The sequence below is a fragment of the Paucibacter sp. KCTC 42545 genome (genome assembly GCF_001477625.1).
Lineage (GTDB): Bacteria > Pseudomonadota > Gammaproteobacteria > Burkholderiales > Burkholderiaceae_C > Paucibacter_A.
In genome coordinates, this window is the sequence record NZ_CP013692.1 from 2,653,968 (window position 1) to 2,673,621 (window position 19,654).

Sequence of the window (19,654 nt, forward strand, 5' to 3'; positions counted from 1 at the left end):
TGTTATCTCTAAATTCGAATTCAAGCGGCGGCCGAAGCTGACTCAGCCGCGGCCTTGGATCGGCTGAAATGCTGCCAAGCAAAGAACAAGGACAGGGCCTGCAGCGCGGCGCAGAAATAGAAAGGCGCGCCGATGCGCCAATCCCCCTTGGGCAGATGCGAGACCAAGCCCAGCAAGGCCGCACCGATGACGGGCGCCATCACCGCCATCATGCTATTGAGTGAGGACACGGCCCCCATGGTCTCGCCCTGGTTGGTGGCGTTGGCCGCGTTGGAAATCAGGCTTTGAATCGCCGCGCTGACCGCAAAGCCCAGCACATTGAAGCCGATGATGGCGTACATCATCCAGCCCTCCCAGGCCGCACCCCAAACAAAGTTGGTCAGTACGCTGGACAACAAGCCCATCACCACCAAGCGCTGCGTCGAGAAGGCCTTGAGCAGCTTGGGCAGCAAAAAGCCCTGCACCAGCACCGACATCACACCCACCGCAAACAGCGACCAGCCGTTTTCCTTGGGGCCCCAGCCGAACTTGAAGGTGGTGTAAAGCACCCAGCTGGTTTGCAGAATCATTTGCGCCAGGCCGCTCAGCGCGATCACCAACACCAAGGGGCCGACGCCCTTGAGGTTGTTGAGCTTCTTCAGCGCGCCCAGCGGATTGGCATTGCGCCAGAGAAAGGGCCGCCGCAGCTCAGGCTTGAGCGATTCGGGCAGAATGAAAAAGCCATAGCACCAGTTGATAACGGCCAGGCTGCCGGCCACCACAAAGGGCAGATGAAGGTTGATGCCCCCCAGAATGCCGCCCATCACCGGGCCCAGGATGAAGCCCATGCCGAAGGCCGCGCCCAACATGCCAAAGCGCTTGGCTCGCTCCTCCGGGCTGGAAATATCCGCAACATAGGCGTTGGCCACCGACACATTGGCCTGCATCGCGCCACTGACCAAGCGGATCGCGATCAGCATCCACAAGGCCGAGGCCAGGGCGGTACCGAAAAAGCTCAGCGCCAGGCCGGCGAAGCCGATCAGCAAGACCGGCCGGCGCCCGAAGCGGTCAGACAAGGAGCCCAGAATCGGCGAACCGAAGAAGTTGGCCAAGCCAAAGGCCAGGGCCACGGCGCCATACCAAAACGCGTGGTCGGCCTGGTTGCTGGTGAAGGTGCCGACCAAGGGCGGCAGCACCGGAATGATCAGGCCGATGGAGATCATGTCGATCAGCACCGCCACCATGATGAAGCCCATGCCGGCGGCCCGCCCCTTGCCTGGGCTCTGGCCCGCGTCGGGGGCTGGACTGCTTGTCGTCGCGCTGTCGCTCACTCGTGCTCCTGGGAATTGGCAAGGATGGTCGGCGCTGAAAGCAATAAAGGGGCCGAGGCCCCTATTGCTCCAACGCTAACGATCACTCCGACCGGTAGTTAGGCGCTTCCTTGGTGATCTGCACATCGTGGACATGGCTTTCGCGCATGCCCGCCGAGGTGATCTCAACGAACTCGGCCTTCTCCTGCATGTCGGCGATGGTCGCGCAACCGCAGTAGTGCATCGACGCCTTCAGGCCACCGGCCATCTGGAAGATCACCTGCACCACCGAGCCCTTGTAAGGCACTTGGCCTTCGATGCCTTCGGGCACCAGCTTGGAGGTGTTGGGATTGTTGGCCGAGGTGTCCTGGAAGTAGCGATCGGCCGAACCCTTGGCCATCGCGCCCATCGAACCCATGCCGCGGTAGCTCTTGTAGCTACGGCCTTGGTACAGGATCAAGTCGCCAGGCGCTTCTTCGGTGCCGGCAAAGGCGCCGCCCATCATGACGCAGTCCGCACCCGCGGCGATGGCCTTGGCCAGGTCGCCCGAGAAGCGCACGCCGCCGTCAGCAATCACCGGCACGCCGGTGCCACGCAAAGCGGTCGCAACATTGTCGATAGCGGTGATCTGAGGCACGCCCACACCGGCCACGATACGGGTGGTGCAGATGGAGCCTGGGCCGATACCGACCTTGACGCCGTCGGCGCCCGCCTCAACCAGCGCCAGAGCGGCCGCGCCGGTGGCGATATTGCCGCCGATCACATCCACGCCGGGGAAAGTTTGCTTGACCCAGCGCACGCGCTCCAGCACGCCAGCGCTGTGGCCGTGGGCGGTGTCGACGATCAGGGCATCCACACCGGCCTTGACCAGCATGGTGACGCGCTCTTCGGTGTCGTCACCGAAACCGACGGCAGCACCGACGCGCAGCTTGCCCTGGGCATCGCGGGCGGCGTTGGGGAAGCTGGTTTGCTTGGTGATGTCCTTGACCGTCATCAGGCCGCGCAACTCGAAGTTTGCGTTGACCACGACCACCCGCTCAAGCTTGTGCTTGTGCATCAAGGCCTTGGCCTCTTCCAGCGAAGCGCCTTCCTTGACGGTGACGAGCTTCTCGGCCGGCGTCATCATCTGGCTCACGGCCAGATCCATTCGGGTCTCGAAGCGCACATCACGGCCAGTGACGATGCCGACCACCTTCTTGCCGTCCAACACCGGGAAGCCCGAGACGCCATGCAGGCGCTGCAACTCAACCACTTCGCGCACGGTGGTCGTGGGCGTGATGGTGAAAGGCTCCAACACAATGCCCGACTCGTAGCGCTTGACGCGCGCCACTTCGATGGCTTGCTGCTTGGCCGTGAGGTTTTTGTGGACGATGCCGATGCCACCCTCTTGCGCGATGGCAATTGCCAAACGTGCTTCCGTCACCGTGTCCATGGCCGCAGAGACCAGGGGCAGATTGAGGCGGATATTGCGGGAAAGCCGAGTGGCAAGAGAGGTGTCGCGAGGCAACACGTGGGAGAACGCTGGCACCAACAAAACGTCGTCGAAGGTGAGCGCTTTTCCTAAAAGGCGCATGAGGGAAGCTCCAGTCGCAAAGCGGCATTATACGGAGGGCTGGGCATTGCCGGCGCGCCGACCCAATAATTTCCCTGCAGGCCGGCCCAGCCTCGCCACCTCAAGGCCCTGTTTATGCCGACTTGGTCACGCTTTTACACCCATGCCCGCCGACCCTGCGCCGCTACACTGAACCCATGTTCCCGATGCCAAAAATCACTGCCATTGCCCGATGTGCGGCCCTGTTTGCCCTGGCTTTGAGCCTGGCTACGCCGGCCGCTGCCCAGTGGAAATGGCGCGACCCCGCGGGCAAGATGCAGTTCAGCGACCTGCCCCCGCCCAATGGCACGCCCGAAGCCGACATCCTGCAGCGCCCTGCCAGCTCCAAGCGCAGCGTGGTGACTGTTGTTCCGTACGGCCAAGCAGCCAGCGCAGCCGCCCTGCCGCCTGCCAAAGCAGCCAGCGGCCCGAGCAAAGAAGAATTGGCGCAACAAGCCAAGAATAAGCAACAGGAAAAAGAAACGCTGGCCAAGCAAAAGGACGAGGAGCGCCGGCAAGCCGAGCAGCGCCGCGCCAACTGCAAGAGCGCACAAGACAACCTCAGCCTGCTGCAAAGCGGCATCCGGGTGACGCGCAGCAATGAGCGCGGTGAGCCGGTGGTGTTGGATGACCAGCAGCGCGAGTTGGAAATGCAACGCGCCCGCACTGCAGCCAATTCCGAATGCCGCTGATTCAAAAGGCCTGAGGCGCTACGGCCAAGCCGCCGCGCCAAATCCGCGAGGAATCGACAGCTAAGCTCGCCACTCAGGCGCTGGACTTGCCCGCCAAAGGCCGATGCCGAGACACGATGCGCTGGCCACGCGCTTTGTAGCGCTGACGCCGAGCTTCTTTCGGATCCACGGTCAAGGGGCGATACACCTCGATGCGGTCATTCTCACGCAGCACCGTGCTCAGAGGCTTGATACGCCCCCACACACCGATGCGCAGGTCAGCCAACAGCGCCAGCTGCGGCGCAAAGTCAGCACAAGCACGCAAGGCCTGCTCCACACTGCTGCCGGGCGCCACCAGCAATTGACGCTGATGAACCTCACCGGCCCGCGGGCTCCACACCAACTCGACCGCGATGCTGGGGTCTGCCACCTCAGCGGGGGCCATAAACAGCCTCGGCCCGCTGCACAAAGCGCTCGACCAGGGTATTGGCCACCCGGTCAAACACGGGGCTGACCACAGCCTCCAGCGCCGCTGAAGAGAAGGCGTAGCGCAACTCGAACTCGATCTTGCACGCCAGGGCCTGCTCTTCCGCGGCATCCGCCGCACTCGTCAGGGTGCCGGGCTTGTTCAGCGGCAGAAACTGCCAACCCCCTTCGAGCATCGAAAAAGGTCCGTCCACCAATTGCATGTCAACGCGCCGATTCAGGCTGTGGGTGTTGCGGGTGGAAAAAGCATGTCGCACGCCCGCATAAGCCATATGCAACCGGGCCATCACGGTTTCCACCAAGATGCCATCGGCCTGCGGCTCGGCCTTGTCCTCAAGCACTTCGGCGCGCTCGCACCAGGGCAAAAACTCCGGATAGCGTTCCACGCCGACCACAAGTTCATACATCTCGCGCGGCGAGTACCAAAGGAGGACGGATTTTTTTACATGCTTCATACAATGGACGAATTGTATTGGCACCCGCCTGCCCAAAAAGAACCGAGTCTCATGTCCACATCCGCTACCGCCAACCGGCCGCCGCCCAAGGCCAAGCCCGCCGTCAGCTCCAAGCCCATCGCCGAGAACCGCCGCGCCCGCTTCGACTACTTCATCAGCGAAAAGTACGAGGCCGGCGTGGTGCTGGAAGGCTGGGAGGTCAAGGCCATCCGTGCCGGCCAGGTTCAGCTGACCGATGGCTATGTGATGATCAAAGGCGGCGAGCTATTCCTGATCGGCTGCCGCATCAACGCCTTGCGCACCGCCTCCACCCACATCAGCCCCTTGGCCGACCGGACCAAGAAGCTGCTGATGAAGAAGGAAGACATCCGCCGCCTGATCGGCAAGATCGAGCAGCGCGGCTTCACCCTGGTGCCGCTGGACCTGCACTTCCAGGGCAGCTATGTGAAGGCCGAGATCGGCCTAGCCAAGGGCAAGGCCGAGCACGACAAGCGCGACACCGAGAAGAAGCGTGACTGGGAGCGCGAGAAGGGCCAACTGATGCGGCACGCATCAAAAGGCCCGTAAGACAGGGCCAGCGCTAGGGCTACAACCCTAGCGCACAGCGATTCACCACCTTGCCCATCACCGCAAGGATCAGCCCGCCAAGGCGGCCAAGGCCTGCGCCAGATCGGCCTGCAGATCATCCGCCGCCTCCAAGCCGATGGCGAAGCGCACCACGCGGCCGGGCGCCAAGCGGGACGGCAGCGAGCGACTCCGGCCCATGTCATAGGGCACGGCCAAGCTCATCGGGCCGGCCCAGGAATAGCCGATGCCGAACAGGCTCAGCGCATCCACAAATGCATCGACCTGAACCGAGCTGTACTCAGGCTTGAAAATCACCGAGAACAAGCAGGCCGCGCCGGCGCTGCTGGTCTGCTGCCAATAAGCATGACCGGGCGAATCCGGCAAGGCCGGGTGCAGAACCTGCGCCACTTCGGGGCGGCTCAGCATCCACTCGGCCAAGGCGCGCGTACTGGCATCCTGGGCGCGGTAACGCAACTCCAGCGTCGGCAAGGCGCGCAGCACCAACTCCACATCGTTCTGGCCCAGGCCGTAGCCCAGATGCTCATGCATATGGTTAAGCCGCTCATGCAAGGCCAGATCGCGGGTGCAGACCGAACCCATCAGCACATCGGCGCCGCCCGAGGCGTATTTGGTCAAGGCCTGCATGGACACGTCCACGCCCACGCCAGGCGCGATCTCGAAGGGGTTGAAAGCAACACCCGAGCCCCAGGTGTTGTCCAACGCGGTGATCACGCCGTGCTTTTTGCAAGCAGCCATCAAGCCCAGCAGATCAGGGAATTCCAAGGTGATGGAGCCGGCGGCCTCCAGCCAGACCAGCTTGGTTTTCTCGCTCAGCATGGCCTCGAAGCCGGCGGCATCCAGCGGATCGTAGAAACGGTATTGAATACCGAACTGCGGCAGCAGCGATTCGCTCAGATAGCGGTTTTGGCCGTAGACGTTATCGGGCACCAGCACCTCGTCGCCCGGGCGCAGCAGACCCAGGCTCACCAGCGTCACCGCCGCCAGGCCACTGGGCACCAGCAAGCAATGCTCGGCGCTCTCCAGAGTGGCGATGCGCGCGGCCAGGGTGTAGCTGGTGGGCGTGCCGTGCAGGCCGTAGCGGTAGCTCTTGCCATCGCGCGGGCGGTACTGATGCAGATCGGCAGTGTTTTTGAACAAGACCGTCGAGGCCTTGAAGACGCCCACCGGATGCGCATCCCAGCCTTCGGGGTCGCGGTAAGGGTGGTGGATTTGCTCAGTGGAAATGGCGCGTTTGCTCACGAATCGATCTCACGGTGAAAACAAAAAAGCGGGCCAAAGCCCGCCGTGGATTCTCTACCCAATCTGCCGAGGGCAGAGCGAGGCGGCTGGTGCAAACCGCCCCGCCTGACCCTGCCCAAAGTCATCAGACCGGCATGCCGATCAGATCATGCCCTTCGGCCGCGACGATGCGCACCTTGGTGAATTCGCCGACCTTGAGAATGCGGCTGGCCTTCTCGGGCGGCAGGATGCGCACGGTGCCGTCGATCTCCGGAGCGTCGGCATAAGTGCGACCCACGCCACCCTTGCGGCCCAGCGCCGGCGCCGAGTCCACCAGCACCTGCATGGTGGCACCGATGCGCGAACGCAGCTTGGCGATAGACACGGCTTCTGCCACCGCCATGAAGCGCGCCTGACGCTCTTCACGCACTTCTTGCGGCAAGGCGCCAGCCAGATCATTGGCCGTGGCGCCTTCCACCGGCGAGTAGGCAAAGCAGCCGGCGCGGTCGATGCGGGCTTCTTGCATGAAGTCCAGCAGATACTGGAATTCCTCTTCGGTCTCGCCAGGGAAGCCGGCGATGAAGGTGGAGCGGATCACGATGTCCGGGCAGGTCTCGCGCCAGCGCAGGATGCGCTCCATATTCTTCTCGCCATTGGCCGGGCGCTTCATGCGCTTGAGCACATCGGGGTGAGCGTGCTGCAAGGGCACATCGAGGTAAGGCAGGATCAAGCCCTGAGCCATCAAGGGCAGCACCTCGTCCACATGCGGATAGGGGTAGACATAGTGCAAGCGCACCCAGGCGCCATGCTCGCGGGCCATCTCGCCCAGCTGCGCGACCAAGTCATACATGCGGGTCTTGACCGGCTTGCCGTCCCAGAAGCCGGTGCGGTATTTCACGTCCACACCGTAGGCACTGGTGTCCTGGCTGATCACCAGCAATTCTTTGACGCCGGAGACGAACAAGGCCTTGGCCTCGCTCAGCACATCGCCAATTGGGCGCGATACCAGATCGCCCCGCATGCTGGGGATGATGCAGAAGGAGCAGCGGTGGTTGCAGCCCTCGCTGATCTTCAGATAGGCGTAATGCTTGGGTGTGAGCTTGATGCCGTAAGCGGGCACCAGATCAACAAAGGGGTCGTGCGGCTTGGGCACATGGGTGTGAACGGCATCCATCACCTCTTGCGTGGCATGGGGGCCGGTCACGGCCAGCACGCTGGGGTGCATCTCGCGCACCAGGCTGCCGGCATCGCTGCTGGCTGTACCTGCTTTGGCGCCCAGGCAACCGGTGACGATGACCTTGCCATTCTCGGCCAGCGCTTCGCCGATGGTGTCCAGGCTTTCCTTGACGGCGTCGTCAATGAAGCCGCAGGTGTTGACGATCACCAGATCGGCACCCGCAAAGGACTTGGAAGTTTCGTAGCCCTCGGCGCTGAGCTGGGTCAGGATCAGCTCGGAATCGGTCAGAGCCTTGGGGCAGCCGAGCGACACAAAAGCGATCTTGGGGGCGCTGGTGGTCAGCGGGCTGGGAGTTTGGATTGCAGTCATCCTGCGATTTTCCCTCATTCCGCCCTGCCCCGCTGACGCGCGGCGCCACCAAGCTCGACTCTAGGCCTATCTTTTGGGCGGAAAGCCCGGCATGCCTGGTATCACGGGGAACATGGCGCCGGCTTGCTGCATCTGCTCTTTGAGCTGTTCTTGCATCTGCGTCAGCAAGCTCTTGCTCTGCTCCACATAGCCGCCCATCAGGTTTTGCAGCACCGGCGACTGCGCGCCCATGAACTGCGTCCACAGCTCGGGGCTGAAGGCCAAGCCCTGGCTTTGTTCGGCAAAGCGCGACTGCAACTCGCCAAAGGTTTTGACATTGCGCTCCAGATAGTCGCCCATCACACCCTGCATGGCATGGCCGTAGAAGCGGATGATCTGCTCCAGCGAGCTGGTGCTGAACATGGGCACGCCGCCGGTTTCTTCTTCAAGAATGATCTGCAGCAAGATGGAGCGCGTCAGATCCTCGCTGGTCTTGGCATCGCGCACCTCGAAGCTTTGGCCCTCGAGCACCATTTTCTTGACGTCGGCCAGCGTGATGTAGCTGCTGGTCTGGGTGTCGTAGAGACGACGATTGGGATACTTTTTCAATATCCGCACCGCAGCGGCCGACTCCGCATCGCCCTCGACCGGATTCGCCGCCTTGCCTTTGCGGGCAGTCGCCATGAAAAGCTCCTTGTCTGTCAGACCAATTGTTGTAATGCTTGCTCGGGCCATTCTAAAAGCCCGCTTTTGAGGCCCTGGCGGGGAATACCCCTGCGGATCAACGCTCGGCCACAGCCCCACAAAAAAATCGCCCCCACGCCTTGCGGCAAGGGGGCGGCGTCATTATCAGGGCGCCAGAGCCCGAGAGCCTCAGCCCTCAGAGCATCCAAGCCCCCTGCTGAATTACCAGATACGAATGCGCTGCGCCGAAGGCTTGAACATGGCGTCACCCTCCTTGGTACCGAAGGCTTGATGGAAGCCATCGTTATTGATCGCAGCGCCGTTGGTGCGGAAGCTCGGCGGCGAATGCGGGTCGGTGGTCAGCTGTTGCAGGGCTTTTTCATCCCGCGCCTTGTCGCGCCAGGCTTGCGCCCAACCCAGGAAGAAGCGCTGCTCGCCGCCAATGCCGTCCAGCACCACGGCCGGCTTGCCATTCAGGCTGCGCTGATAGGCCTTGTAGGCAATCTGCAGGCCCGACAAGTCGGCGATGTTCTCACCCAGCGTCAGCTTGCCATTGAGCTGCTTGCCCGGCAGCGGCTCGTACTTGCTGTACTGAGCGACCAGCTTGGCGCCGATGGCATCAAAGGCCTTGCGGTCGGCCGGCGTCCACCAATTGCGCAGGGCGCCGTCGCCGTCGAACTGACTGCCTTCGTCGTCAAAGCCGTGGCTGATCTCGTGGCCGATCACCGCGCCGATGGCGCCGTAATTCACCGCATCATCCGCCGCCATATCAAAGAACGGCGGCTGCAGGATGGCGGCCGGGAACACGATCTCGTTGAGTGTTGGGTTGTAGTAGGCGTTGACGGTCTGCGGCGTCATGCCCCATTCCGTGCGGTCCACCGGCTTGCCGGCGCGCTGCGCCATGCGCTGGTACTCGAACGCGGCCGAGCGAGCGCTGTTGCCGAAAGCATCGCCGGCACGCACGTCCAGCCCGGAGTAATCACGCCAGGTATCGGGGTAGCCGATCTTGACCATGTACTTGGACAGCTTCTCGCGCGCCGCGGCCTTGGTGGCAGGCGTCATCCAGCTCAAACCATCGATCGAGTCGCGATAAGCCGCCATCAAATTGGCCACCAACTCCTGCATGCGCGCCTTGTAGGCCGGCGGGAAATGCTCGGCCACATAGACCTGGCCCAAGGCCTCGCCCAAGGCCTGGTTGACATCGTTGATACCTTGCTGCCAGCGCGGCAGGGGCTCTTTCGCGCCGGTCAGGGCCGCGCCGTGCAGGGCGAAATGCGCTTCGCGGAAGGCTTGCGGCAAGACTTGTGCGTTCTCGTCCAGCACGCGCAGCTTCAAATACTGCTGCCACTGCGCCAGGGGCACGGTGTTCACCAATGCGGCCAGGCCGATGATGGCGCTGGGCTGAGTCACCGACAGGCGATCAATGCCGTCCAGCTGACCGGCCTTCAGAAACACCGACCAATCCAAGCCAGGCGCCTTTTTGGCCAGCTGTGCCGGGGTCATTGGGTTGTAGGTCTTGACCGGGTCGCGGTTCGCGACATTGCTCCAATGCAGCTTGGCGATGCGCGTTTCCAGCGCCAGCACCTGGGCCGCCACCTGGTCAGGCACCGCCTCGCCGCTCAACTTGGCCAAGGTGCTCAAGTAGCTCAAATAAGCCTTGCGCACTTGCGCCAGCTTGGCATCGGCCTTGAGGTAGTAGTCGCGGTCAGGCAGGCCCAAGCCGCCTTGCGTGGCCAGGGCGCGGTTGATGGTGGGCTGCTTCACATCCGCCATCACATACAAATTGATCGGCAGATTGGAAACGCCTTGCGCGCCGCCCAACCACTGAGCCAGCTCGGCCTTGGTCTTGATGGCCGCAATGCTGTCGAGCCGCGCTTGCGCGGGCGCCAGGCCAGCCTTGTCGATGGCCGCCAGATCCAGATAGCTGCTGTAGAAGGCGGCAATCTTTTGCTCGGTGCTGCCATCCTTTTGCGGCTTGGCACTCAAGGCCTCGATGATGGCGCGCACCTGCGCATCAGACTTGTCGGCCAATTGCTCAAAAGCGCCGTAGGCCGATTTGTCGGCAGGAATGCTGGCAGTGTTCAGCCATGTGCCATTGGCGGCGCGGAACAAATCATCCTGCGCCCGCACCTTGGGCTCGAAGGCGCTCAGGTCCAGCCCAGAATTGGGCGCCTTCGCGGCTGCAGCTGAGGTTGCGGCAGCCGTACCCAGCACGCCAGCGGCCGGAGCCACTGCCTCGGCGCCAATCGCCCCATGCGCCAGAAAAATCATGCCCACCAAGGGGGCCAGTCGCAAAAACTTCATGCCAATGCCTTGTTTACGAAAGCTGGCGAGGGTAGTTCATGCGCGCAGGCGCAGCAAGATGACTTTCAGCAGGGGCAAGGCCTGCCGAGCGCGGGGTTTGGCACTGCAGACCGAAGCTGGCCGGGAATGCAAAAAGCCCGGCAGATCATGTGATCTACCGGGCTTTCGCTGATCGTCAGGGACGACACTTTTGAAGTATCGCCTACCAAATTTGGTAGGCGCGATTGGACTCGAACCAACGACCCCCACCATGTCAAGGTGGTGCTCTAACCAGCTGAGCTACGCGCCTTCATCTTTCTCAATCTCTTTTGGCCTTGCCTACCGCTTCGCTTGCAACCAACCTGTGTCAGTTCAAACAATTTGGTAGGCGCGATTGGACTCGAACCAACGACCCCCACCATGTCAAGGTGGTGCTCTAACCAGCTGAGCTACGCGCCTAAAAGAGCTTTGCAGTATAGCCCGGTTTTATGGACTTCAGCAAGTCTTGCAGAAAATTTTCTGCAATTACTTTCTTCGCGCCGCCCGCACACCCGGCACCTGAGCCACGCTGCGCAAGACCTGAGCCAGGCGGCCCGAGTCCGCCACTTCCACCGTGAAGTTCATCCAGGCGGTCTCGCCATGGGTTTGCTTATTGCTTGCCTTGACCGACTGGGTGTTGACCGCGGTGACGTTCATCTTTTCCTTGGCCAGCACTTCCAGCACGTCGCGCAGCAGCCCTTGGCGGTCGCTGGATTCAACAATCACGTCCACCGGATACAGTGCGGCGCCCTTGCCCTCCTTGCCGGCCACATCCTCGCCACCCCAGGCCACTTCGATGACCCGCTCACCAGCGCGCTGCGCCATCTGGCGGAAGTTGATGCAGTCCACCCGGTGAATGGCCACCCCCTTGCCGCGCGTCACATAACCGCCGATTTGATCGGGTGGCGCCGGCCGGCAGCAACGCGCCAGATTGGTCAACAGCGAATCCACCCCCACCACCAGCACGCCGCCACGCGGTGCTTTGCTGGCGCCACGGCTCATGCGCTGGGCCAGGGCTTCGTCAGACAAGGGCTCTTGCACCGTCGGACGCAGCAGCAGTTCGATATTGCGCAGCGAGTATTCGTCCTTGCCCACCACCTCAAACAAGGCGTCAGCCCCCTTGAAGCCCAGGCGAGCCGCCAAGTCTTCCAGCTTGATGGCCGTCTTGCCCTCGCGCTGTAAGAACTTTTCCACCGCCTCGCGGCCGCGTGCAATCGTCTGCGCCTGCGCCTGGGCATTGAACCAGGCGCGCACCTTGGCGCGTGAACGCGGGCTGCGCAGATAGCCGCTGTCGGCATGCAGCCAGTCCAGCGAGGGGCCACCTTCCTTGGCCGCGGTGATCTCCACCGTTTGCCCGCTTTGCAAAGCGGTGCTCAGCGGCACCATCTGGCCGTCCACCTTGGCGCCGCGGCAGCGGTGGCCCAGATCGGTGTGAACCGCATAGGCAAAGTCGATGGGCGTGGCACCGGCCGTCAATTCAACGATGGTGGACTGGGGCGTGAAGACGTAGATGCGCTCGTCAAACACCGCCTCGGCGCCGCCCTCGGCCGGTGTTGGCTCCGCCGCCTGCTGGCCCTGGGTGAAGTCGCGCTCCCAGGCCAGCAACTGGCGCAGCACGGCCTTGCGCGCCTGCGCCACCTGATCTTCAAATTCGCCCGCCGCGCTGACGCCGGCATAGCCGCGCGTGCCCGCCTCTTTGTAAGCCCAGTGAGCGGCCACGCCATGTTCGGCATGGTCATGCATGGCCTGGGTGCGGATCTGCACCTCCATGGCCCGGCCATCCGCGCCCCTCACCACCGTGTGCAAGGACTGGTAACCATTCGGCTTGGGGCGGGCGATGTAGTCATCGAACTCCCCGGTCACCGGCGTATAGGCCTCATGCAGCCAGCTCAAGGCGGCATAACAGTCCGCCAGATCGGGCACGATGACCCGCAGCGCGCGCAGGTCAAACACCTGAGACAAGGCCAGGCTCTTGCCCTGCATCTTCTTTTGAATGCTGTAGAGATGCTTGGGCCGCCCCTGCACTTGGGCGGCAATGCCTTGCGCGGCCAAGCTGGCTTGCAACTCGGCCCGCGCCGATTCGATGCTTTGCTCGCGCGCCACCCGAGTTTCATCCAGGGCCTTGGCCAGGGTGCGGTAGGCCTCGGGCTGCAAAAAGCGGAAGGACAGATCCTCGATCTCCCACTTGATCTGCCAGATGCCCAGGCGATTGGCCAGCGGCGCGAACACCTGCTGCGACTCTTGCGCCAGGCTGCCGGGGCAGGCCGTTTTGCTGAGCGCGAAATAGCGCAGGGTCTGCAAGCGCGAGGCCAGGCGCAGCAGCACCACGCGCAGATCGCGCGAGAAAGCCAGCAGCATCTTGCGGACGCGCTCGGTCTGCTCGCCGCGCCGCTCGGCATCGACCTTGGCTTCGCGCGCGGCACGCTGAATCTGCACCAGGCGGCGGGTATGCGTGACCAGACTGGCGTAGGACTCGCCAAAGGCCTTGGCCACCACCTCCTCGGGCTTGGCGAGAAAGTCTCCGGCGTAAACCAGATAGGCAGCGGCCTGCATCGAAGGCGCCGCGCCGATGGCGGCCAAAATGCCGGCCACCCCGTCGGCATGGACTTGCGCATCCTCGCCGGTGTCCAGGATCTGGCCCATCAACAAGGGCTCGGCAAATGCCCGCGCACGCTGCACCGGCGCCAGCGACTGCGGCGGCTCACCCGCCCGCGCTCCCTCGGCCGCCAACAAATCAACATCCACCAAGGCCACGATGGGCGCGGCGTCCGTCGCCGAGGCAGCGGCTGTGGCGCCGCTCATAGTCAAACCGGTCTTCATTTATTCTTTTTTCGATGGTCGCCCAAACAAGGCTGCAGCACTTTGAATCAGGCCGACATCATGCCTCGTTCAGTAAAAACTCCGCCACGGCGGCGATTTGATCCGGCACCAGCAAGGTGGGCGCGTGGCCAACGCCGGCGAACTCACGCAGCGCCACGCGGGGGCCGCGCTGTGTCATGGCTTGGGCGGTTGCCGGCGACAGCAGGTCAGAGTCAGCGCCGCGCAGCAAGAGCGTCGGGCACGCAATCGCATCAAAAGCGCGCCACATCGCCGCCGAACCCATGGCGGCCAACTCGGCCGTGAAAGCGGCGAAAGGCTGGGCAATGGCCGGGTCGTAATGCAGCTTAAAGCCGTCGCCATCGGGCTTGAACATGGGCGCGGACAAGGCGGCCCATTGCGCCGGGCTGTGCGGGCCAAAGCTTTTGGAGATGCCCCACAAATAATCCGCCCCCTCGGCGCATGAAGCGAATCGCTTGGGCTGGCCCAAATAGCCGCCAATGCGCTGCAAGGCCTCAAACTCAATCGTCGGTCCCACATCGTTGAGCACCAGGCGCCGAATCGGGTTGCCGGGCAAACTCGCCAAGCCGATGCCGATCAAGCCACCCATCGAGGTACCCAGCCAGTCCACCACCGGCGCATCCAGGCGCGCCAGCAGCGTGACCATATCCGCCACGTAATTGGGCAATTGGTAGCCGGCGGGCTGGGCCAGCCAGTCCGACTTGCCGCGCCCGACCACATCGGGGCAGATCACCCGGTAGTGCGACTGCAGCGCTCGCGCCAAAGTGTCGAAATCCCGGCCCTGGCGGGACAGGCCGTGAACACAGATCAGCACCGGCGGCGCCTCGGCCGAAGCCGGGCCGGTGTAAGCCCATTCCCAAAACGCCATGCGGTGCAGACCGGATGCACTCAAACATTGCACAAACTTCAGCTGCGGTTCGGTCATGGCGGGCATCCTTTCATCATCAATCTCTGCTCCAACAGGGTTTAGGCCCTCAGGTCCGTATAGTGTGCATGAGGCATCCACTAGCTTTGAAAGGACTCACCCCCATGTTGATTGGAAAAGTTGCTCTCGTCACCGGATCAACCAGCGGCATCGGACTGGGCATTGCGCTGAGTCTGGCGCGCCAAGGCGCCACCATCGTCTTGAACGGCTTCGGCGATGTGGAAGGCCCCAAGGCCGAGGTCGCCGCACTGGGCGTCAAGGTCGGCTACCACGGCGCTGACATGAGCAAGCCAGCCGAGATCGAGGCCATGATGGCCTACGTCACGGCCGAGTTCGGCGCCTGCGACATTCTGGTCAACAACGCCGGCATTCAGCATGTGGCCGCGGTGGAAGACTTCCCGCCCGAACGTTGGGACGCCATCATCGCTATCAACCTCAGCTCCGCCTTTCACACCACCCGCCTGGCCCTGCCCGGCATGAAGCAGCGCGGCTGGGGCCGAATCTTGAACCTGGCCTCGGTGCATGGCTTGGTGGCCTCGGCGCAGAAGTCAGCTTATGTGGCGGCCAAGCATGGCCTGATCGGCTTCACCAAGGCGGTCGCGCTGGAAGCAGCCACCTCCGGGGTGACCGTCAACGCCATCTGCCCCGGCTGGGTGCTGACGCCGCTGGTGCAAAAACAGGTCGACGCCCGTGCCGCAGCCGATGGTGTCGATATGGAAGAAGGCAAGCGCCGCCTGCTGGCCGAAAAGCAGCCCTCCTTGCGCTTCACCACGCCCGAGCAACTGGGCGAGTTGGCGGTGTTCTTGTGCAGCGACGCCGCCAGCAATGTCTGCGGCCAGGCCTGGAGCCTGGACGGCGGCTGGACGGCGCAGTAAACCTCAGCGCAACGCAGCGCTAGGGCAGCCACTCACCGGCATGCCCTAGCGCCCTCAACGAATCAGCGCAGCGTCATCACCACCGTGCCGCCCACGGTCACGCTGACCGTGGCCTTGCCCGCTTCGACGGGCAGCGACTCGTCAGCCGAGGCAGCCATGGCCTTGAAGCGCACCGGCGGCGCGGCCATCAGCATGGGCGTGCTGTCCATGCTGTTCACATTGACTTCGCCGATGCTGTAACCGCCGTAGCCGAATTGCTGGGCATAGTCAGCCGCGCGAGCCTTGAAGTTGGCAATGGCCTGCTTGACCACATCGCCCTCCACCTTCTGGCGCTGTTCCTTGGACAAGCTATAGCCCACCCGCGCAATCGTCATGCTGTTAACGCGGCCGGTCAGCTGGGCGATGGCGGCCACATCCTTGCCCTCCACCAGCAACTCAGCCGTGCCCTGCCAGCCATTGATGCCACCCTTGGGCGCGTAGCGCGGATAGAGCGAGAAATTGCCGGTCTGCACATCCACCTGGCCCGGCTTGGCCAGCTTGCGGGCTTCGGCCAGCGCCGCATCCAGAGCTTGCTTCAGGGCCGTTTGCACGGCGGCGGCGTCAGTGCCTTCCTTGGTGGACGTGAAGGTCACGCCCAAGACATCGCGCGTCACCTCCACGCTGGCCGTGGCCTGCAGATTGAGGCGGTCACGCGGCAAGCTGTCGGCGCCCGGCTGGCCGGCGGCGGCATGGGCGGCACCTCCAGTTGCCCCGGCTCCCATCAAGACCAACAAACTCAGCAAGGTTTTCTTCGACAGCTTGGACATCTTGGCTTGCGACATGGCGCTTCCTTTCATAGTGATAACACCGAGCTTAATGCGCCCGCTGCCGTTTCGTTGACCACCCGGACAAGGCTGCTGCGCAAGCCACACAGAGGGCAAACAATTGTTAACAAGCTGTAACGGCGGCGCCCGAGGCCCAAAAACGGCGTCAAAGCGCCGCACAATGGCGCTGTTACAAATTCAGTTTGACCCGGTAAAGCCATGAACAGCCCCAGCAACACAAGAGCAGATCGCATTTTGGTCGTCGATGATGACGCCCGCATCCGCGACCTGTTGCGCCGCTATCTGACGCAAGAAGGCTTCGAGGTGCTGCTGGCCGAAGACGCCCGCGCCCTCAATCGCCAACTCAGCCGCGAGACGGTGGATCTGATCGTGCTGGACCTGATGCTGCCCGGTGAAGACGGCCTGACCATCTGCCGCCGCCTGCGCGCCGCCAACGACAACACGCCCATCATCATGCTGACCGCCAAGGTCGAGGATGTGGACCGCATCGTGGGCCTGGAAGTGGGCGCCGACGACTACCTCTCCAAGCCCTTCAACCCGCGCGAATTGCTGGCCCGCATCAATGCCGTGCTGCGCCGCCGCCCGGCCACCGAGGCACCCGGCGCGCCGTCGATGGAAGCCCTGACGGTCAGCTTCGGCGCCTTTGAGTTCGACCTGGCGCAGCGCCGCCTGTCGAAAAACGGCGAAGTGCTGCCGCTGACCACGGGCGAGTTTTCCATGCTCAAGGCCTTGGTGCGCCACCCACGCCAGCCCTTGTCGCGCGACAAGCTGGCGCAGCTGGCGCGCGGGCGCGACTTCGAACCTTTTGACCGCAGCCTGGACGTGCAAGTCTCGCGCCTGCGCAAGCTGCTGGAAACCGACCCGGCCCAGCCGCGCTACATCCAGACCGTCTGGGGCGTGGGTTATGTGTTTGTGCCGGACGAAGCGCCGCAAGCCTAAGTCACCCGCGCGTGTACACCGACCCCGCCAAGCCGCGGCTGGCGCTTAACCTCTTCTGGCGCACCTTTGCGCTGCTGGCCTTGCTGCTGTCGGGCGGGGTGCTGGCCTGGCAACAAACCTTCAAGGTGCTGGAGGCTGAGCCACGCGCCTTGGAGTCGGCCCAGCAACTCGCCGGCCTGGTGAACCTGAGCCGCGTGGCCCTGGCCGACACCGACAGCATCAATCGCGTTGCCGTGCTGTCCTCGCTGGCGCGCAGCGAGGCGGTGCAGGTGCGCGTGGCCGAGGCCGCCGACCGCTGGCAGGCCTACGACGCCAATGCCTTTGCCAAGCGCTTGGCCGCGGAGTTGCGCGGTCGCCTGGGCGCCGACACGGTGGTGGCGCGCAGCGTCAATGCCGAGCCAGGCCTGTGGGTGCGTTTCACCATCGGCGAGGACAGTTATTGGTTGCGCACCAGCGCCGCGCCACTGAGCGTGAGCTTGTCCAGCAATGGCTGGTGGCTGCTGCTGGCCTTGATCGTCACGGCGCTGGGTTCGGCCCTGATCACCCGGCTGATCAACCAACCGCTGCGCGAACTCAGCTTCGCCGCCCACCGCATCCGCGAGGGCGAGTACGACTCCCGCCTGGACGAGAGCACCCGCACCAGCGAGATCCGCGAAGTCAATATGGGCTTCAACCGCATGGCGCGTGAGTTGGCCAAGATGGAAGATGACCGCACGGTGATGCTGGCCGGCATTTCGCACGATCTGCGCACTCCGCTGGCGCGCCTGCGTCTGGAGGCCGAGATGAGCGTGCCCGACGAGCAGGCCCGCCAATTCATGGCCCAGGACATTGCCCAGCTCGACGCCATCATCTGCAAGTTCATGGACTACGCCCGCCCCTCCGAGCTGCAATTGCAGCCGGTGCCACTGGCCGAAGTGGTGGAGCGCGAGGCGCAGGGCTTCCGCGACCCGGAGCAGATCCGCATCCGCGTGCTGATTCCGCTCGATTTGCGCGTTTGGGCCGATGACACCGAACTCGGCCGCGTGCTCTTGAACCTGTTCGAAAACGCCCGCCGCTACGGCCATGCGCCGGGCCAGCCCACCATGGTGGAGGTCAGTCACAGCCTGCAAGGCAGCTGGGTGGCCCTGCAGGTGCGCGACTTCGGCCCCGGCGTGCCGCCGGACAAGCTCAGCCGCCTGACCACGCCCTTCTTCCGCGGCGACGCCGCCCGCACCGCCGCCACCGGCGCCGGCCTTGGCCTGGCCATCGTGGAAAAGTCCGTGCAACGCCTGGGCGGCCAGCTGGAGATCAGCAACGCGCCGGACGGCGGCCTGCTGACGGTGATTCGGATTCAAAAAGCCAGCTGAGCTGAACGGCCGCGGGATGCCCGGCGCCCATCCCCCAGACAGGCCGCCGGTAGCGCGCCCTGACCCCGACCGGCGCAGTTTCTGATACCCCCACGTTTGCGGGCCTCACGCCCATCAAACCTGCCCAACAATGGCCCCGCCGTAGCGCACAGCGGGAACGCCGGCACCTAGCCCGGCCTCACAAAGGCCACCCTGCCCGCCCTTTGAAGATCACCATCTAGAAAGCCAGAGCATGAGCAGCAGTTGCAAACGATTGATCCGAAGCTTCAACCCAGCCCTGTGTGCGGCCGTCGCCAGCATCGCGCTGAGCGCTTGCGGCGGTGGTGGCGGAGGCAACGAACCCTTGCCGCCGACACCCGAGGCCTTCATCAACAGCGGCAACTACGAAGCCACCGCCGGCATCGCCGCCGCTGGCGCCCAGCACAGCGCAGAGATGCTGCTGGCCGGCGTGCTGCCCATCAACGCCGTGGCCGCCGACGCGCCCGCCGGCAACTACCCCTGCATCGCCGGTGGCAGCATGACGCTGAGCATTGCCGGCACGGTGCGCAACTACAGCGCCCAAAGCTGCCAGACCGGCGAAGCCTTTCTGGCCTCGGGCAGCATCAGCGACACGGTCGGCCAAAGCAGCGGCGGCCACAGCCTGACGATCAAAGACTTGGTGTTCCGTGTCGGCGACAGCGCCGCGCCGCTGCAAACCCTCAACGGCAGCGTCGCGGCCAGCTTGACTGCGCAAGGCCTGCCCAGCGCCGTGATCGCCGACCTCAGCCTTAGCCAGGGCACGCGCACACAAACCTACGCCCTGACCATGGATGCCAGCGGCAAATTGATCATCGTGCTGCAGACCCCCAGCCTGGCGCAAAAGCTGGTCTACACCATCGACCCTCAATCGACCAGCGTGAAGGTCAGCAGCCGCGGCGACGGCTCATCGGTGACGATTGTGGAAAGCGCCGACGGCAAGAGCTACACCCTGGAGCTGCGCCCCGACAGCAGCGCCAGCAGCCCCACAGCCAGCAAGACGCTCAGCGCGGCCGAATTCGAGGCCTTGCTGAAGAAGTCTTTGTGAGCCTTTGACTGGCGA

The 19,654-nt window shown here is 63.8% G+C and carries 17 protein-coding genes and 2 tRNA genes; 6 read left to right on the plus strand and 13 right to left on the minus strand.

Features of this window, described 5'->3' with window-relative positions:
* Positions 1-20: 20 nt before the first annotated feature.
* Both AT984_RS11530 and guaB read right to left on the minus strand, forming a co-directional pair.
* On the minus strand, positions 21-1,310 hold the full coding sequence (locus tag AT984_RS11530; RefSeq protein WP_231741406.1) for an MFS transporter: 1,290 nt from the start codon (positions 1,308-1,310) through the stop codon (positions 21-23).
* A gap of 82 nt (positions 1,311-1,392) precedes the next feature.
* Positions 1,393-2,862, minus strand: a complete 1,470-nt coding sequence (guaB, locus tag AT984_RS11535; RefSeq protein ID WP_058720217.1) for an IMP dehydrogenase — start codon at positions 2,860-2,862, stop codon at positions 1,393-1,395.
* Positions 2,863-3,047: 185 nt separating this feature from the next.
* On the opposite strand from guaB, the gene AT984_RS11540 reads away from it, so the two are divergent.
* The gene (locus AT984_RS11540) at positions 3,048-3,572 is read left to right on the plus strand and encodes a DUF4124 domain-containing protein (protein ID WP_058720218.1); all 525 of its coding nucleotides are present in this window, start codon (positions 3,048-3,050) and stop codon (positions 3,570-3,572) included.
* Positions 3,573-3,645: 73 nt separating this feature from the next.
* On the opposite strand, the gene AT984_RS11545 is transcribed toward AT984_RS11540, so the two are convergent.
* Positions 3,646-3,996: an RnfH family protein gene (locus tag AT984_RS11545; protein ID WP_156421997.1), complete on the minus strand. Its 351-nt coding sequence runs from the start codon at positions 3,994-3,996 to the stop codon at positions 3,646-3,648.
* The gene (locus tag AT984_RS11550) at positions 3,983-4,492 is read right to left on the minus strand and encodes a type II toxin-antitoxin system RatA family toxin (RefSeq protein WP_058720219.1); all 510 of its coding nucleotides are present in this window, start codon (positions 4,490-4,492) and stop codon (positions 3,983-3,985) included. The genes AT984_RS11545 and AT984_RS11550 overlap by 14 nt, the downstream gene beginning before the upstream one ends.
* 51 nt (positions 4,493-4,543) lie before the next feature.
* Here AT984_RS11550 and smpB point away from each other — a divergent pair, with 51 nt between their 5' ends.
* A complete protein-coding gene (gene smpB, locus AT984_RS11555) occupies positions 4,544-5,059 on the plus strand; it encodes an SsrA-binding protein SmpB (protein ID WP_058720220.1) in 516 nt (171 codons plus the stop codon).
* A 69-nt stretch (positions 5,060-5,128) separates the two neighbouring features.
* Here smpB and AT984_RS11560 read toward each other — a convergent pair whose 3' ends face one another.
* The 8 genes from AT984_RS11560 to AT984_RS11595 form a co-directional block, all read right to left on the minus strand.
* Complete coding sequence (locus tag AT984_RS11560) at positions 5,129-6,319, minus strand: PLP-dependent transferase (protein WP_058720221.1); 1,191 nt, start codon at positions 6,317-6,319, stop codon at positions 5,129-5,131.
* A gap of 124 nt (positions 6,320-6,443) precedes the next feature.
* Positions 6,444-7,844, minus strand: coding sequence for a 30S ribosomal protein S12 methylthiotransferase RimO (rimO, locus tag AT984_RS11565; protein WP_058720222.1), 1,401 nt, complete (start codon positions 7,842-7,844; stop codon positions 6,444-6,446).
* A 66-nt stretch (positions 7,845-7,910) separates the two neighbouring features.
* Positions 7,911-8,507: a polyhydroxyalkanoate synthesis repressor PhaR gene (gene phaR, locus AT984_RS11570; protein ID WP_058720223.1), complete on the minus strand. Its 597-nt coding sequence runs from the start codon at positions 8,505-8,507 to the stop codon at positions 7,911-7,913.
* Positions 8,508-8,729: 222 nt separating this feature from the next.
* Positions 8,730-10,811 carry a M13 family metallopeptidase gene (locus tag AT984_RS11575; RefSeq protein ID WP_156421998.1) on the minus strand — a complete coding sequence of 694 codons (2,082 nt, stop codon included), beginning with the start codon at positions 10,809-10,811 and terminating at the stop codon, positions 8,730-8,732.
* Positions 10,812-11,023: 212 nt separating this feature from the next.
* Positions 11,024-11,100, minus strand: a tRNA-Val gene (locus AT984_RS11580).
* A 72-nt stretch (positions 11,101-11,172) separates the two neighbouring features.
* Positions 11,173-11,249, minus strand: a tRNA-Val gene (locus AT984_RS11585).
* 66 nt (positions 11,250-11,315) lie between these two features.
* The gene (locus AT984_RS11590; protein WP_058720224.1) at positions 11,316-13,631 is read right to left on the minus strand and encodes a RelA/SpoT family protein; all 2,316 of its coding nucleotides are present in this window, start codon (positions 13,629-13,631) and stop codon (positions 11,316-11,318) included.
* A gap of 76 nt (positions 13,632-13,707) precedes the next feature.
* Positions 13,708-14,592 (minus strand): alpha/beta fold hydrolase, encoded by an 885-nt coding sequence (locus AT984_RS11595; RefSeq protein ID WP_058722272.1) that lies wholly within the window; start codon positions 14,590-14,592, stop codon positions 13,708-13,710.
* A 104-nt stretch (positions 14,593-14,696) separates the two neighbouring features.
* On the opposite strand from AT984_RS11595, the gene AT984_RS11600 reads away from it, so the two are divergent.
* The gene (locus tag AT984_RS11600; RefSeq protein ID WP_058720225.1) at positions 14,697-15,467 is read left to right on the plus strand and encodes a 3-hydroxybutyrate dehydrogenase; all 771 of its coding nucleotides are present in this window, start codon (positions 14,697-14,699) and stop codon (positions 15,465-15,467) included.
* Between the two features lie 62 nt (positions 15,468-15,529).
* On the opposite strand, the gene AT984_RS11605 is transcribed toward AT984_RS11600, so the two are convergent.
* Positions 15,530-16,288, minus strand: a complete 759-nt coding sequence (locus AT984_RS11605) for an SIMPL domain-containing protein (protein WP_058720226.1) — start codon at positions 16,286-16,288, stop codon at positions 15,530-15,532.
* A 201-nt stretch (positions 16,289-16,489) separates the two neighbouring features.
* On the opposite strand from AT984_RS11605, the gene ompR reads away from it, so the two are divergent.
* The 3 genes from ompR (at position 16,490) to AT984_RS11620 (ending at position 19,639) form a co-directional block, all read left to right on the plus strand.
* Positions 16,490-17,230 carry an osmolarity response regulator transcription factor OmpR gene (ompR, locus tag AT984_RS11610; RefSeq protein WP_058720227.1) on the plus strand — a complete coding sequence of 247 codons (741 nt, stop codon included), beginning with the start codon at positions 16,490-16,492 and terminating at the stop codon, positions 17,228-17,230.
* 11 nt (positions 17,231-17,241) lie between these two features.
* Complete coding sequence (locus tag AT984_RS11615; RefSeq protein WP_058720228.1) at positions 17,242-18,576, plus strand: ATP-binding protein; 1,335 nt, start codon at positions 17,242-17,244, stop codon at positions 18,574-18,576.
* A 232-nt stretch (positions 18,577-18,808) separates the two neighbouring features.
* Positions 18,809-19,639, plus strand: coding sequence for a hypothetical protein (locus tag AT984_RS11620; RefSeq protein WP_058720229.1), 831 nt, complete (start codon positions 18,809-18,811; stop codon positions 19,637-19,639).
* Positions 19,640-19,654 lie beyond the last annotated feature (15 nt).

What these genes read in the sequence shown, in the direction of transcription:
- AT984_RS11605 (WP_058720226.1), bottom strand. Translation starts at nt 16,288, where the DNA reads ATGTCGCAAGCCAAGATGTCCAAGCTGTCGAAGAAAACCTTGCTGAGT.
- AT984_RS11575 (WP_156421998.1), bottom strand. Translation starts at nt 10,811, where the DNA reads ATGAAGTTTTTGCGACTGGCCCCCTTGGTGGGCATGATTTTTCTGGCG.
- AT984_RS11595 (WP_058722272.1), bottom strand. Translation starts at nt 14,592, where the DNA reads ATGACCGAACCGCAGCTGAAGTTTGTGCAATGTTTGAGTGCATCCGGT.
- phaR (WP_058720223.1), bottom strand. Translation starts at nt 8,507, where the DNA reads ATGGCGACTGCCCGCAAAGGCAAGGCGGCGAATCCGGTCGAGGGCGAT.
- guaB (WP_058720217.1), bottom strand. Translation starts at nt 2,862, where the DNA reads ATGCGCCTTTTAGGAAAAGCGCTCACCTTCGACGACGTTTTGTTGGTG.
- AT984_RS11600 (WP_058720225.1), top strand. Translation starts at nt 14,697, where the DNA reads ATGTTGATTGGAAAAGTTGCTCTCGTCACCGGATCAACCAGCGGCATC.
- smpB (WP_058720220.1), top strand. Translation starts at nt 4,544, where the DNA reads ATGTCCACATCCGCTACCGCCAACCGGCCGCCGCCCAAGGCCAAGCCC.
- rimO (WP_058720222.1), bottom strand. Translation starts at nt 7,844, where the DNA reads ATGACTGCAATCCAAACTCCCAGCCCGCTGACCACCAGCGCCCCCAAG.
- ompR (WP_058720227.1), top strand. Translation starts at nt 16,490, where the DNA reads ATGAACAGCCCCAGCAACACAAGAGCAGATCGCATTTTGGTCGTCGAT.
- AT984_RS11620 (WP_058720229.1), top strand. Translation starts at nt 18,809, where the DNA reads ATGAGCAGCAGTTGCAAACGATTGATCCGAAGCTTCAACCCAGCCCTG.
- AT984_RS11540 (WP_058720218.1), top strand. Translation starts at nt 3,048, where the DNA reads ATGCCAAAAATCACTGCCATTGCCCGATGTGCGGCCCTGTTTGCCCTG.
- AT984_RS11545 (WP_156421997.1), bottom strand. Translation starts at nt 3,996, where the DNA reads ATGGCCCCCGCTGAGGTGGCAGACCCCAGCATCGCGGTCGAGTTGGTG.
- AT984_RS11550 (WP_058720219.1), bottom strand. Translation starts at nt 4,492, where the DNA reads ATGAAGCATGTAAAAAAATCCGTCCTCCTTTGGTACTCGCCGCGCGAG.
- AT984_RS11590 (WP_058720224.1), bottom strand. Translation starts at nt 13,631, where the DNA reads ATGAGCGGCGCCACAGCCGCTGCCTCGGCGACGGACGCCGCGCCCATC.